This window comes from Fervidobacterium changbaicum, from assembly GCF_004117075.1.
Lineage (GTDB): Bacteria > Thermotogota > Thermotogae > Thermotogales > Fervidobacteriaceae > Fervidobacterium > Fervidobacterium islandicum.
Genome location: NZ_CP026721.1, coordinates 162,161 through 177,266 on the forward strand (window position 1 = coordinate 162,161; position 15,106 = coordinate 177,266).

The 15,106-nt window shown below is 40.8% G+C and carries 12 protein-coding genes; 6 read left to right on the forward strand and 6 right to left on the reverse strand.

What is annotated here, in order from left to right; translation table 11 throughout:
- Positions 1 to 40 precede the first annotated feature (40 nt).
- The 6 genes from CBS1_RS00710 to CBS1_RS00735 all read left to right on the forward strand — a co-directional run bounded on the left by CBS1_RS00710 (position 41) and on the right by CBS1_RS00735 (position 5,842).
- On the forward strand, positions 41 to 1,855 hold the full coding sequence (locus CBS1_RS00710) for an ABC transporter substrate-binding protein (protein WP_090222271.1): 1,815 nt from the start codon (positions 41 to 43) through the stop codon (positions 1,853 to 1,855).
- Positions 1,856 to 1,948: 93 nt separating this feature from the next.
- Complete coding sequence (locus CBS1_RS00715; protein WP_033191253.1) at positions 1,949 to 2,965, forward strand: ABC transporter permease; 1,017 nt, start codon at positions 1,949 to 1,951, stop codon at positions 2,963 to 2,965.
- A gap of 2 nt (positions 2,966 to 2,967) precedes the next feature.
- The gene (locus CBS1_RS00720; protein ID WP_033191254.1) at positions 2,968 to 3,810 is read left to right on the forward strand and encodes an ABC transporter permease; all 843 of its coding nucleotides are present in this window, start codon (positions 2,968 to 2,970) and stop codon (positions 3,808 to 3,810) included.
- A gap of 2 nt (positions 3,811 to 3,812) precedes the next feature.
- Positions 3,813 to 4,808, forward strand: a complete 996-nt coding sequence (locus tag CBS1_RS00725; RefSeq protein WP_033191255.1) for an ABC transporter ATP-binding protein — start codon at positions 3,813 to 3,815, stop codon at positions 4,806 to 4,808.
- Positions 4,805 to 5,611: an ABC transporter ATP-binding protein gene (locus CBS1_RS00730; protein WP_033191256.1), complete on the forward strand. Its 807-nt coding sequence runs from the start codon at positions 4,805 to 4,807 to the stop codon at positions 5,609 to 5,611. The genes CBS1_RS00725 and CBS1_RS00730 overlap by 4 nt, the downstream gene beginning before the upstream one ends.
- A gap of 3 nt (positions 5,612 to 5,614) precedes the next feature.
- Positions 5,615 to 5,842, forward strand: coding sequence for a TM0026 family membrane protein (locus CBS1_RS00735; RefSeq protein WP_090222272.1), 228 nt, complete (start codon positions 5,615 to 5,617; stop codon positions 5,840 to 5,842).
- Between the two features lie 35 nt (positions 5,843 to 5,877).
- Here CBS1_RS00735 and CBS1_RS00740 read toward each other — a convergent pair whose 3' ends face one another.
- The 6 genes from CBS1_RS00740 to CBS1_RS00765 are packed head-to-tail and all read right to left on the reverse strand — an operon-like array spanning position 5,878 to position 15,082.
- Positions 5,878 to 7,284 carry a B12-binding domain-containing radical SAM protein gene (locus CBS1_RS00740; RefSeq protein WP_090222274.1) on the reverse strand — a complete coding sequence of 469 codons (1,407 nt, stop codon included), beginning with the start codon at positions 7,282 to 7,284 and terminating at the stop codon, positions 5,878 to 5,880.
- A 32-nt stretch (positions 7,285 to 7,316) separates the two neighbouring features.
- Positions 7,317 to 7,715: a thioesterase family protein gene (locus CBS1_RS00745; RefSeq protein ID WP_033191259.1), complete on the reverse strand. Its 399-nt coding sequence runs from the start codon at positions 7,713 to 7,715 to the stop codon at positions 7,317 to 7,319.
- A 37-nt stretch (positions 7,716 to 7,752) separates the two neighbouring features.
- Positions 7,753 to 9,603: an ATP-dependent zinc metalloprotease FtsH gene (gene ftsH / locus CBS1_RS00750; protein ID WP_033191260.1), complete on the reverse strand. Its 1,851-nt coding sequence runs from the start codon at positions 9,601 to 9,603 to the stop codon at positions 7,753 to 7,755.
- Entirely contained in the window at positions 9,593 to 10,948 is a 1,356-nt protein-coding gene (gene tilS / locus CBS1_RS00755; protein ID WP_090222276.1) for a tRNA lysidine(34) synthetase TilS, read from the reverse strand. Before tilS ends, ftsH begins: the two co-directional genes overlap by 11 nt.
- A 10-nt stretch (positions 10,949 to 10,958) precedes the next feature.
- On the reverse strand, positions 10,959 to 14,342 hold the full coding sequence (locus tag CBS1_RS00760; protein WP_338323363.1) for an LptF/LptG family permease: 3,384 nt from the start codon (positions 14,340 to 14,342) through the stop codon (positions 10,959 to 10,961).
- Between the two features lie 32 nt (positions 14,343 to 14,374).
- A complete protein-coding gene (locus CBS1_RS00765; protein ID WP_033191262.1) occupies positions 14,375 to 15,082 on the reverse strand; it encodes a phosphate signaling complex PhoU family protein in 708 nt (235 codons plus the stop codon).
- Positions 15,083 to 15,106 lie beyond the last annotated feature (24 nt).

A 15,106-nucleotide genomic window follows, 5' to 3' on the forward strand; every position in this document is an offset into this window, starting at 1 on the left:
TGTTTTCGGTTTCTCACATCACTTTTGGGGAGGTGTTTGTATGAGACGTTTGGGTACTTTTTTTCTTTTGTTGGTAGTTGTTTCGTTAAGCTTGGCTGCAGTAACACTGCCACGAGAGGAAACTGTTTACATTGCGGGTGCATTGTGGGGACCTGCAACAACTTGGAATCTTTACGCAGCACAGTCAACGTGGGGAACAGATCAGTTCTTGTTCTTGCCAGCTTTTCAGTATGACCTTGGTAGAGATGCTTGGATTCCAGTTATTGCTGAGAAGTATGAGTTTGTGAACAGTACAACACTGAGAATTTACATCCGCAAAGAAGCGAAGTGGAGTGATGGAAGAGACATCACATCAGAGGACTTCATGTACACATTCCAACTCACGAAAGAACTCGGTATAGGTCCTGGAGCAGGATGGGACAACTACGTTGAATCCATAAACCGTATAGGAGCGAAAGTTGTAGAATTCAAGGCAAAGACAAAACCACTTAACTACTTCCAATTCCTCTCTTACGCACTCGGTGCACAACCAATGCCAAAACATGTTTATGAAGGTCTCAAAGCGAAGAAAATCAACATTGGAGATTGGGCAAACGACAAACCATCAGAACAAGTCGTTTCCGGCCCTTACAAAATCTATTTCTACACCCCTGATATAGTGGTATACCAAAGAATCGACAACTGGTGGGGTAAAGATATTTTTGGACTTCCACGACCCAAGTACATCGCTCACGTAATTTACAAAGACAATCCAGCTGCAACATTGGCCATTGAAAGAGGAGACGTAGACTGGGCAGGATTGTTCATACCAAGCGTTTGGGAAATGTGGCAAAAGAAGAACCTTCCAGTAGGAACGTGGTACAAATCAAAACCGTACTTCTTACCAGATGGTGTCGGGTTTGTTTATTTGAACAACACAAAGCCAGGACTCTCTGACCCGGCAGTGAGAAAAGCTATCGCATACGCTATCCCATACGATGACATGCTAGAAAAGGCGTATTTCGGATACGGAAGCCAAGCTCATCCTTCGTTTGTTATTGACCTCTTTGAACCGAATAAGCAATACATCAATTACGACCTCTGGAAAAAGACATTTGGAACAGCAGATGGAAGACCAGAATATGACCTTGACAAGGCAAAGAAAATACTTGACGAAGCAGGATACAAGGTTGGTAAAGATGGTATCCGAGTTGGACCAGATGGAAAGAGGCTGTCTTACACGATCTCGGTTCCATACGGTTGGACAGACTGGATGATGATGTGTGAATTGATAGCTAAGAGTTTAAAACAAATAGGTATTGAAGTTACTACAGAATTTCCAGACTTCTCAGTATGGGCTGATAGAATGACAAAGGGAACGTTCGATATGATTATTTCCTGGAGCGTTGGACCAAGCTTTGATCATCCGTTCAACATCTATAGATTCGTTCTTGACAAGAGGCTTTCAGCACCAGTAGGAGAAGTTACATGGGCAGGAGATTGGGAACGCTACGATAATGACGAGATTGTAAAGCTTCTTGATACAGCAGTTTCTACACTCGATCCAACAGTAAGAAAGAACGCTTACTTCAGAATCCAAGAAATAATTGCCAAAGATATGCCTTCTATACCTGCATTCTATACTGCCCACTGGTACGAATATTCGACAAAGTACTGGGTCAACTGGCCGAACCAAGATAGGCCATACTGGTTCAGACCAGCTCCATGGCATGCGGATACGTGGCCAGTTCTTTTCGGAATTTCACCAGCCAAAAACCCACAACCAATTCCAAAATGGCTCGAAACAACAGACAAGGGCGGAATTGAAATACCAACATCAAAGATCTTCAAAGACCTTCAATCCGCAAAGAAATAGTTTGTAAAACTGTCCGGTCCCCGAAAGGGGGCCGGTTTGTAAAGCACGGTTCTAAACAAGTGAGTAAAATAAAGTCAAGGAGTGATAGATAGGATGAAATTTAAACCGATGCTTAAATTTATTGGAAGAAGATTTCTGTTCCTCTTATTAACGTACATAGTTGCAACCACTATTGTATTTATACTTCCTCGTGCAATTCCAGGTAACCCACTTTCTCAGCTTTTGTCGAATTTGTCCCGAGTTGCTCAAGCAAACCCTGAATCAATAAGAGCAGCAGAAAAGGTGTTACTTGAACAGTTTGGAACCGACAAGCCCGTCATTGTTCAATATTTTAGCTTCATATCGAAGGCCTTGCAAGGGGATTTGGGAACCTCGATAACATATTATCCAAGGAAGGTAATAGATTTAATTGTACCGGTTATCCCATGGACTTTGTTCTTGTTACTTCCAGCAACATTAACCGCATGGTGGCTTGGTAACCGACTTGGAGCAATTGCAGGATACAAAAGAAACACGTGGATAGACAAATGGGTCTTGACTTCATCGATGATTCTCTCGCAGGTTCCTTACTACTGGCTTGGAATGATTTTCATATACCTGTTCGGCGTGAAGTTAGGATGGTTCCCAGTTAGTGGTGCCTACTCTCAGGGAACAATACCAAGTCTTACTTGGAAGTTTTTTGTTGACGTGTTAAGACATTATATAATGCCGTTCGCATCGATTGTGATATCCGCCATGGGTGGATGGGCAATTGGAATGAGAGTGATGATTGTTTACGAGCTTGGAAGCGATTACGCGTTATTTTCAGAGTACTTAGGTATGGAAGACAGAAGGATATTCAAGTATGCTTACAGGAATTCTTTACTACCTCAAATCACCGGACTTGCGTTAAGCTTAGGTGGAGCGTTAGGTGGAGCATTGATAACGGAAATAGTTTTCAATTACCCTGGAACGGGATATTTACTTTTCAAAGGGCTCACAACTCTCGACTACCCGATGATACAAGGAATATTTGTCATACTCATAGCTTCTATATACCTTGCGAACTTTGTAGTTGACTTTGTGTATGCTTTAATAGATCCAAGGATAAGACTTGGTCAGGAGGAATGAATATGCTGTTGACAATGATAAGACCACTTTTTAAGAATAAAAAGTTTATTATTGGAATGATTATCTTTTTACTCTTTCTTTTAACAGGACTTTTAGGTCCGTATTTCTACAAAGTTGATCCCACTGAGATGTCATGGGATTACGAGCAGGCACCGTCTGCTAAGCACCCTTTGGGAACAGACACCTATGGTAGAGATATCTTGGCTCAACTTCTCTACGGCATTCGTGCTTCATTGTACATCGGTTTCTTTGCAGCTCTAATCTCATTGGTGATAGGCTCAATAATAGGAAGCTTGGCTGCTGTTAAGAGAGGAATCATTGACGACGTTTTGATGGCAATAACCAACATCGTTCTAACAACACCATCTATACTGGTCGCCATATTAATTGCCAGCTACCTTCGTTTTAGAAGTCTGGAAGTTGTAGCGGTTATCCTTGGACTTTTCCAATGGCCATGGTACGCAAGAGCAATAAGAGCTCAGTTGATGAGTGTAATGTCTCGCGAGTATGTCTACCTTTCGAGAATGGCTGGATATTCAGATCTGAGGCTGGTTATCGAAGACCTGCTCCCAACGATAGCAACTTATGCCTTCATGTCTTTTGTGTTGTTCATCAACGGTGGAATAATGGGCGAAGCCGGTTTGAGCTTGATAGGTCTTGGACCTACACAAGGCATATCGTTAGGTCTGATGCTTCAGTGGTCGGTGTTAATGGATGGTATAAGAAGAGGCCTTTGGTGGTGGTTCGTCCCACCCGGAATAGCAATTGTTGCGGTAACAGCTTCTTTGATGGTCATAAGTACCACGATGGATGAAGTTTTCAATCCACGTTTGAGGGAGGAATAAGCGTGAAAGAAGTGCTATTAAAGGTTGAAAATGCAAAAGCTTATTATAAATTGGAAAAGGCCACGGTAAGAGCGGTTGACGATGTGTCTTTTGAAATACACGAAGGTGAAGTTATCGGTATAGTGGGGGAATCAGGATCCGGAAAGACAACACTCTCAAACCTTATTTTCATGAACATGCTAAAACCACTGACGTTGGTTGATGGAAAAGTGTTTCTAAAGGTGAATGGGAAATTCGAGGAAATTTCTTCAATGTCAAGAGAAGAGGTAAAACGCAAGTTCTGGGGTAAAGATATAACTATCATCCCACAAAGTGCTATGAACGCGTTGATGCCCACAATTAAAATGTCGAAATACGTTGAACATTTGGCACAGTCACACAACATTGAACCAAATGACCTAGTAAAAAAAGCGGAGGAACGATTCAAAGAAGTTGGACTCAATCCTTTGTGGCTGAACAGATATCCATTCGAATTGAGCGGCGGCATGAGGCAAAGGGCAGTTATCGCTTTAGCAACGCTACTAAATCCGAAGTTGCTTGTTGCCGATGAACCGACATCTGCACTTGATGTCGTCAATCAAAAAGTCTTACTTCAAGTTCTGATGCAACTGAAAAGGGCAGAAATCGTTAAGAGCATAGTCTTCATCACACACGATATTGCAACCATCAGGCAGATAGCTGACAGAATGATCGTTATGTATGCAGGAAAGATCGTAGAGTTTTCTGAAATGGAGAAAATATTGGAAAAACCTCTCCATCCGTACACAACGGGACTCTTGAATTCCGTTTTGACACCTGAACCAGAGATAAGAACAAGAGGCATCAGCATGATCCCTGGTGCGCCTGCAAACCTTATAAATCCACCATCTGGTTGCAGATTTCATCCAAGATGTCCATATGCAATGGATATATGTAAGGAGAAAGAACCAAAGCTTGTCGAGGTTGAACCAGGTAGAAAAGTCGCATGTTTTCTCCACCAGGAGGCGAATAGAGTATGAGCAGACTTTTAGTAGAGAATCTAACAAAGACGTTTGCAGTAGGCTTTTTTTCAAAAAGATACATCCACGCAGTAAATAACGTCTCTTTTGAAGTAAAGGAGAGAGAAATCGTATCGCTGGTTGGAGAAAGCGGTTCCGGTAAGACAACTACCGCGAAGATGATCCTCAGACTTTTTCCACCAACAAGCGGGAGGATTGTTTTTGAAGGAAAGGACATATGGAAGGATATAAAAAAGCAGGAAGAGTTAAGATGGTTCAGAAGAAAAGTTCATGCGGTCTTTCAGGACCCATTCGCAAGTTACAATCCTTTTTACCCTGTTGAGAGGACACTCTGGCAAGCAGTGAATCTTCTGGAAAAGAAACCTGCAAGTAAGAAGGAAGGATTGGAGATAATAAAGGAATCGCTCTTCAAGGTTGGTATAGATCCAAAGGATGTTCTCGGAAAATACCCGCACCAGATCTCCGGTGGTCAGAAGCAACGAATAATGATTGCAAGGTGCTGGATATTAAGACCACTACTTATAGTTGCGGACGAACCAACCTCGATGATTGACGCATCGAGTCGAGGAGGTATAATTAAGTTGCTCGAAGAATTGAGGGAAGAACAAGGCACTTCGATCATCTTCATAACTCACGACCTTGGACTCGCATACTATGTATCCGATAACGTACTTGTCATGAAAGATGGAGAAGTAGTTGAAAGTGGACATCCCGACAGGGTTGTTTTACAACCATCTCATGAGTATACGAAACTGCTCGTGGAAAGTGTACCGAAACTTTACAGAAAGCTGGAAGGACTGTGATGTATGTTCACACGCACTGTATTGAGCATTTTTACATGGGCCTTTGTGCTCGAGCTTTTCGTGCTAATATACTATTTACCTAAAGAAACGAAACCTTTTGAATTCTACCTTGATCTTGTATTGACGATATTTACAGCCGTTGTTCTGATTTTTGTCATAATTAAAGAAAAAAGGAAGAAAGAACTGGAAAATGAATTAACGGAAGATAAGAAAAATGAAAAATCACAGTAGAATAACAACGCGGAACTTCGGTTCCGCGTTTTTTCTTACTTCTTGTTTTTGAAAACTTCTCGGAGATATTCTATTGTCTGGGTCCCTTTTAGGTGTGAGATTTCGTACTGCATCTTGCTTAGTTTGTAGCTTTCAAAATCAGCTTTGACTTTCTTTGGGATATTTTTTCTTATAAATGCAACCCTTTCTTCGTATGACTTCTTATCTATCATCTTCCTAGATTCAAAAGGCGTGAAAGGTTTCGGAACGAGGGGATTTATACTGATGCTGATTTCTTGATAGCGCATATTTACAACTGTTTTGAGAAATTCGAAAAACTCTGCATAATCTTTTCCGTCCTCTTCTTCAAGACCGATGATGTAGTAAAACTTTACCTGTTTAAACCCGACTTTTCTTCCCAGCTCAAGTGCCGTGATAAGTTCTTCAGTTGTTAGATCTTTGAGCATAACATCCCGGAGCTTTTGAGATATGCCCTCTGGAGCTATTGTGAAGGAGTGGTGCTCGGTTGTTTTCAACAGTCTCAGCAGTTTTTCGTTAATTTTATCTGCTCGCATCGATGAGACAGAAAACCTGACGTTCTTCCGTTCGAGGTATTCAAGTAGTCTTTCAAGATACGGGTAGTCCGTTATCGTGGCACTTATTAAGCCAAATTCGAAATCTTGGTATCGCTCGAAGACTTCAATAACTTCATCAAGACTTGCGAACTTGACAGGCTTTTTTGTATAGCCCGTAACACAAAATGCACACCTACGTATGCATCCGCGTCCTAATTCGACAAGCAACTTATTCTTATAAGGTGAGTAAGGAGTTATAAAATGAGCAACAGGAACGGGGCTTAATGTACCTATACAGTTGGAGAAGACCAATTTTCCATATCTTTTCGAATAGATTTGTTTGATGTCCAGTAAATGCTTGACAATCTCATCTTTATCATCGTGACCCAAGGCTTTTGCAAACTCGTCAGCGTTGCATTCTAAATCTCCAATGAAGACAAAGTCTGCGATTTCATCAATCAATTCATTATTAAAGAACGTCACAGGGCCGCCGATTATAACTATCGGATGGTACGGTTTTCTTTCATAAATCGACAATGGTATACCTTTTTTTAAAAGCATCTCCGCTATATTCAGCAAATCGTTTTCAAATTGGAATGTAAATAGCCATATCGGGAACTCATCTAAAGGAACTTGATCTTCCATTGAATAAAATTTCTCAAACCATCGCTCGTAAAAGAACCTCTGAACGTGCAAACCTCTCTGCATCAATAAAGTCTGTATCCAGCTCCAAGCCAAAGAGCCACTTGCAATCGAATAGGAATTGGGGAAAATGAGGGCAACCCTACCAAGGTTGCCCTCCAATTTTCTGATGATCTTTTCCGAATTTTTGAAATTCAAAACATAACTGTACTCTTTAAAGGCCTCAGAACTCCGTGGTCGCCTCATTTTCTAAATCAATCACCTTTCTCATGTAAAGATTAGATATGTTCAAGCGCCTTCCTCCTTAGATAACTCTTCGAGACTACTACACGTGTAATGGTAATCTCTGCAACCTTTTGCGACTCTCTTAAAACAAGTGCCTTAAATGTTATGTGGTTCTCGTGGACGTCTACTATTCGTAAACCAGCTACGAGACGTTCGCCGACAACAACAGGTGCCACATGTTCAATCTCAATTTTTGTAACAACCGAGGTTTCATCTTCATTAAGATAGTTTCTTAAGAAATCAAAAGAAACAGCACTTATTTCCCTGAACAGAGAAGAAGTGGACACCAAATGCAAGTAAGAAAGTTCGTCGTCTTCGTCCCATATCATCGATTCATCAGTTGGTATTTCAAATGACTTGTTCAGTCCCAAAAGGTTTTCAAAACGCTCCATTTCTATTCCCCCTTGTCGTTTCCTTTCCAAAACGTTTCTAGTTAGCTGCTACTTCATCTCTGTCATTCTCGCTATCTTCGTTACCATTTAGCATCGCCCTCAGTTCTTCACCACTCATGATTTCTCTTTCAAGCAACACGGCCACTATTTGGTCCATCTTAGAGCGGTTTTTCTCAAGAATCTGTTTTGCTCTTTCATAACAATTCATAACGATTTTTTGGATTTCGTGGTCAATTAGCTTTGCAACATCTTCACTGTAATTCCGAATCCTCGTGAGTTCTTTACCAAGGAACACTTCCTGTTCTGTCTTTCCCCAGGCGAGTGGCCCAAAGCTGTCGCTCATTCCGTACTCGCAGACCATCTTCCTTGCAATTTCAGTTGCCCGTTCTATATCGTTAGCAGCACCACTTGTAAAGTCACCGAACACGATTTCTTCTGCTGCCCTTCCACCAAGTAAAGTTGTTATATGATCAAGAAGCTCGCTTTTGCTGATAAGGTACTTGTCTTCAGCTGGAAGGTGCAAAGTGTATCCCAATGCCGCGTAACCACGCGGAATTATAGAAATTCTGTGCACTGGGTCAGCGTTTGGTAAAGAAGAACTTATAATCGCATGACCTACTTCGTGGTATGCAACTATCCTTTTTTGCTTTTCCGAAATCATTCGGGATTTCCTAGCTGGACCAGCGATAACCCTGTCGATAGCTTCTTCGAAATCTTCCATTCTTATGACATTTCTACCTGCTCTCGCAGCCAGAAGTGCAGCTTCATTGACCAAATTCTCGAGGTCCGCCCCAACAAAACCCGTAGTTCTTTTGGCCAAAACAGCAACGTCAACATCTTTGTCTATTGGTTTATTTCTTAGGTGAACCCTTAATATTGCCTCTCGACCTTTCACATCTGGTGGATCCACAACGATCTTTTTGTCAAACCTACCTGGCCTCAAAAGTGCGGGATCAAGTATGTCCGGCCTGTTTGTAGCAGCCATAACAACTATACCTTGATTAATATCAAACCCATCCATTTCAACGAGCAACTGGTTTAAAGTCTGCTCCCTTTCATCGTGTCCACCACCGAGACCTGCTCCCCTGTGTCTGCCAACCGCATCGATTTCGTCTATAAATACTATACACGGGGCGCTTGCTTTAGCCTGTTCAAAGAGGTCTCTAACTCTTGCAGCACCGACACCGACAAAAAGTTCAACAAAATCGGAACCGCTTATATGGAAGAACGGAACATTGGCTTCTCCAGCAACTGCGCGGGCTAACAATGTTTTTCCGGTACCCGGAGGCCCTACGAGCAATATACCCTTCGGCATACGGGCACCAATCTTCGCGTATTTTCCTGGATTTTTTAGAAAATCAACGGTCTCTTTTAATTCTTCAACGGCTTCATCGACACCTGCGACATCTTTAAACGTCACCTTTATTTTGTTTGGTCCAACCTTCTCTGCTCTGCTCTTCGTAAAGTTAAACGCCTGGTTGTTACCTCTTCCAAGACCGCGGATAATGAAGGCAAAAAGCAGCAGAGTAATTATGAACATCGCTATGTTTCCTATAACATTTATCCAAAACGAGCTATCAACGCTTTTTTCTCCTTCGACTATGATTCCATATTCGACAAGTTTATTAATCTTTTCAACATCGTACCTAAACCACGGAGCGTAAACTGAGTACAACTTACCGCTCTTCGTTTCCACCGAAAGATTACCATCGTCTTTGATGATAACTTTGGCTATATCTGTTTCACCATCATCCAAACGATTAATGAAGTCGCTATAACTCATGTTTACTTCTACGGCGCTCTTCGAACTTACAAGTCCTTGGTAGATCCAAAAAAGAAAAAGTGCTGTGAGTATGAAGAATATTATCGAGCCCAAGTTACGATTCAAAATTTATACCTCCTTTCGAAACAACTTCCAACCCGATTTCATCGAGAAGCTTTGATTTGTAGTACTTTGGTACGTAAACAACCTTTTCATTTAAAAACACTAACGGAATCAACCTCCTTGCAAAAGTTGGAACTTTCTTTTCGTTGAATAACTCTTTCAACTTTTTTCCTTCATACGTTCTATCACCTTCGTTCCAATTTCTAACTACAAAACGAATCACTGGAGTTTCAGACTTAATTATACCACGAAGTGAGAAATTAATAAAGTATCCATTAATCTCGAAACTATCTGTGGGTTGTATCGAAAAACTCTCGCCGTGTCTCGACACTTCAATAAAAAATGTAAAAGGCTCGTAGTTTCTAATGTTTCCAAGCATAACCCACCCGTGTGAAACTTCCGCCCCAAGTTCGTTCCAAAATGAAACTTTGAAGGATTTAGCACTTCTTAAGGTTTTCGAAAAGCGTTCAATTTTCTCTCGATCCAGGGGTCTACCAAAGAACTGGAGCGAAAATCTGCGCAGCTGTTCGGTTTGAATGAAAGGATCAGGAAGGAGTTTAAATATCAACCTATCACCCAATACATATCTTTGCGTGCCTTGTACTACTCGTTCAACATACTCGTCCATCTCCCAGGTACTGAGTGCTAAAGACAGCGCTGCTTTTTCCAGTTTTGGGTTGATCTTTTTTAAAAGTGGTACCACACTGTGTCTTATATAGTTTCTCTCGTAGTGTTCGTCAAAGTTTGACATGTCAACCACATAAGACAGTTTTCTGCTTTTTGCGTAAAGTTCTACTTCTTGCCTTGAGAAAAATAGCAACGGCCTGAAATACTTATCGGAGAGCACTCGCAGACCTACAAGGCCGAACGGACCAGTACCTTTTACCAACCGCATTAGAATCGTTTCAAGCAAGTCGTTGGTATTATGCGCCGTTACCGTTAATTCATAGCCATAGTGCCTCATTGTTCTTTCAAGAAAGCTGTACCTCAGTGTCCTGGCTGCTTCTTCTATGGAGAGCTTATTAAGGTTAGAATAGCTCTTAACATCTGCTGAGTCCGTGTAAAACGGAAAGTTCATACTTTCCGATAGAGTCTTTACGAATTCTACCTCCTCATCGGCCTGCGGTCGAAGTTTATGATTGAACGTTGCAACGCCGATTCGCAAATTCGGTCTTTCTTTCCTTAACCTTGAAAATAAATCAAGCATAGTTATTGAATCAATACCACCCGAAACGGCAAGGAGGAACGAAGTTACTTTTGGAGCGTACTCGTCTACAATTTTTTTGAATCTCTCGTATAGATCAGACGACTCAAATCCACCGGAATAAAAATCCATATGAGTTTTCATAAAGACGTGATCACATCCCACTGAACTGGAATTGCCCTGCTTTCGGATCAAGCAAGAAGAAGATATCTGATATATCCGTTAAGTAGAATTTAAAAGTAAGCTTATCCAAGTAATCCAACCAGTTGCCTGTTGCTTTGTACGATAAATCTGCGCCAATTAGAAGTCTCCAACAATGCAACGATTTGTCGAACGTTAGGTTAACACTTTCAAGAAGGTTTCTCGATGGATCGTATTTTAGTTTTACATAAACGTTTGGATCAATCGTTTTGTTGCTGATTTCAACAAGATACTTTCTTGTATTGTCAGTGTTATAAGAGACAACGTATTTTTCATCTTTTTTCTCCATGCTGTACGACAGACTCCAGGTTGGTTCTGCGTTTGCAGATCTCACATAGTACGTTCCACTGAGTTTAGCAAGGTAATCGAACAAACTGAAAGAACCTGATACAGTTGCCCTCTCTATGTAGTCTGGTTTTTGATAAATCGTTGCACTGAGATTCGCGTATTTTAACGTGTGAATGTACGTTGAGATTTGATTACCCGGAATTGTTGAGAACTGGAGTGAATAACTTGTTCCGATGTCTTGGAAGTTTAACCCTAAGTTGAAGTTCTGAACACCAAGTTTCGCTTTATCGTTATCGTAAGTTCCGGAAATTGAATTGCTTACTCCTACAGGGCCAAATTGCTCAGAGTACCTGATACTATAACTGTCTGGAAGCTGTTTGTTATTTGAGATGTCGACGCCCCTGCTCACTGATGCAGTTATCTTATCCGAGCTTAAACTGAAGGTAAATCTGAGAACATTTTTATTGTTCGCCGCTGGTTCATCCAAGAATCCGTAAAATTGCTCCCAGCCACCTGTCAACCTAAAAGGGCCAAGAATGTAACTCAGATCAGAAATATACCTATCAGACATTCCGACAGATTCTGTTTTTGTTGCAGCAATGTTTGACACACCTTTTATGTTAAACGTATAATTGAAATTCAACGTAAACGCGTCCCACTTAAAAGTCCACGGGAACTGGTAAGTGTATGTAAAAGTTCTATTCTGAGCGCTTTCGCTTAAATTCCCCGTTAGACTGAAGTTGTACCTTGTATTGTTGTTAGAAAGAGCCAAAGTGTACGTTGTTCGGTATGTTGACGTCCAGTCTCTTTCCAAAGATGTCAAATATCCATCCGTTCTTAATTGCACCGTATCATCCAAATTGAGTGTAAGGTTATTGGAGTTGAGCAAAACAAAAGAGAGATTCCTAAATCCACCATTGAGATAGACAATGGTGTCAGTCAGTCGCCCGTCGTACATTATATAAGGCTTGAAGTAGAACGGAGATTTTGGGTCCTGATATGTCAACCCAACTTTTTGATAGTAGTTACTATCGGCCAAGTAATTACCTTCAAAATAAAGTACGCCATCGTACTTATAGTAGACCGCATTATTCACATATCTGTACGTAAGTGGGAAGATAGTAAATTCAAATTTGTTACTTTTCATGTCAAATGAGACTCTTTGCTGCTTATTTACACTATCGTTTGCTTGGAAAGTTACATTATCTGTCCCCAAAGTGAGTTTAGTACTCCAATTGTTGAGAGTAAAAGCAAAAGTTTGAGAGACTCCAAGCGTTTGGCCAAAGGTAAAAGTTAAAGAATAGGGTGATTCACCTTGGAGTGCAGTTACAAATACAGGGTAAGGAAAAACAGGAACGCCAAGAACTACAAGGAATGAATTAGTAGCTATGATGTACTTGTTTTCTAAGACATAGACCTCTTCAGATTGAATGGTATAGTGGGGTTCTTCAAAGTTACAGGTGGTTATAGCCGGATTGCGTATCTCTACAAGCATTTTTGCTTCGTCTGTGATGTTTTCAACCTCTATCTCCGAGCCGTGAACGTATATAGGTACGTTCTTACCTTTGTAGTTGTAGTTATAAACCGTCTTCGCATTGAGCACAAGAACTCTGCTCGTTTCAAAATAGTAAACTAAGGATTTTGCAAAGTATTTCCTATCACCGTCGTAAAACGACACGTTTCCTACAGCATATACTGTTTTTACTTTTCCATCCTCCAAAGTAGCGGATGCTTCGTCGCATTCGAGCTTGTACTTATCCCACGTCATTGTAATGCCGTTTTTCAAAGACACCAAATTTTCTGAAAAATCAGCGATGTTAGCGTTTACTTTCAAGTCTGCTGCGAACCCTACTGATGAGAAGATCAGTGAAAGTGAGATTACTACTAATAACATAGTGAAAAATCTACTCAGCACTTCCCTTGCCCTATAAGCTACAGGTGTATCCATGAACAGATAAAGAAGAAAACCTACTACTGCAAATACGAGGTTTGGTAACCAAGTTGCCAATACCGGGTCCATTAAACCTTCCTTTCCCATACCGGAAAGCCAAGCTCCAGAGCCTTGGTAAAGCACAACAAGAACGAATGTCAAAATTACACCCCAAGATTTACTTGTTAAACCAAAAAGCAACGATATTGGAAGCCCAATAAGGACTATAACCAGAGAGCCAAGTGCATTTGCATAACGCTGATGTAATTCCACGGTTAACGACGCAGTGTTTATGCCTAACTTTTTGTACGTTTCAAGCTGTTCTCGAAGTTCCTTTGACGTCTTATCGCGAGTTGTCTTATAGGCTCTGAGCATTTGTTCGATTTCTCCAGCGACATCTAATTTCATCTCTCTAAATTGCATATCCAGTTTGAGAAATCCTGTTTCCAGTTCAACAACGTACATATTACCATCGAGTAGGTACCAGCCGTCTTGTCTTTTCATAACTTTCTTTGAAGTTACGATCTGTTCGTTCCCTTCCTCGTTTCTAAATAGAACAACATCGTACAATTCCCCTTTTTGCTTGTCGTACTGTTTTACATAAAAATAGACATCCTTCTCAAGTTCTACGAGCATATTAGTCTTAATAACCGTTTCCGGAGATTGAAGAATATATTGATTGAGTACTTGGGACGACTTGTAATTCGCGTTTGGAACAACGTAATCGTTCAATAGCCATGCGAAAAATCCCAGGATCAGCGCTAAGATCAAAAACGGAGTCACAAGCCGTTTGGACGAAATCCCGTGCACCAGTATGGCTGTAATTTCCCTATTTGTTGACATTTCGCTGATAACCCAAAAGATCGCAAAAAGCACACCTACTGGAATGCCAAGTACGGTAAAGTAGGGTATATTGTACGCAACAAATAACAAGAGTTTCGAAAACCCGACTCTGTTTCTGATTATATAATCAGAAATCTGATACAACCATTCAACGCTCACGAAAACTATGAAACCAGCAAGACCCATGAAAAAAGGTTTAAGGGATTGTTTGAGAACGTATTTTGTAAGAGTTTTCAGAGTACACCCCTCCTGAAAAACGGAAATTAAAGGTTTTATACTAAATCGAGATTTTGGATGGCTCTATAATTTCACACTTCCTCCGAAAAGTCTTTGAAAATCTCTAAAGAAAACTCTTTTAGCAGGTCTTTGTAGCATGTGTAGTATTTTCCTGTGAGTATAAAATGTGTGACTTCGATTATTTGAACGGAGTAGTCAGATATCTCTTCCAGACCCTTTGAAATATCCATTAGCATAAGCGCTCGCTTAACGACTCTCGGATTATCTTGAATCAATCTGACTATCTCATCTTTAAACTTCGCATGCGACTCGTCGATCTGTGCATCTTGAGAACAAATTGCTGCGGAACCTTCAAGGTTTTGATCAACATAGACACGCAACGACTTTCTTAGCATCCGCTGAGAGAACTTGAACATATCGGGAATTGATATGCTCTGGTTAATGTCAGGCTCTTTTGTCAAATTGATAATATCTGAAGCAATGTCCCTTAATCTATCTGCTATATCAAGCAAGACCTTCGCGACAATCACAGAGCCAGATATGAAACGTAAGTCTCGCTTGTCTGGTGTAAACATCCCAAAAAGTTGCTGAGAAAAATCGAGAATCATGAGATATTCGTTATACACATCCCAATAACTCTTGTTGACTTCCTTGGCTAAGGTTTCGCTCCTTTCTCTGAACGCTACGGCACAGCTCTGGAATATGTCTTCTACATACCAACCTTCTTTTACAACGTATTTCTTTAATTCTTCAAGCTTTTCATTAATTATCCATTTCACGTAGATCACCTTTCATTCTATTTG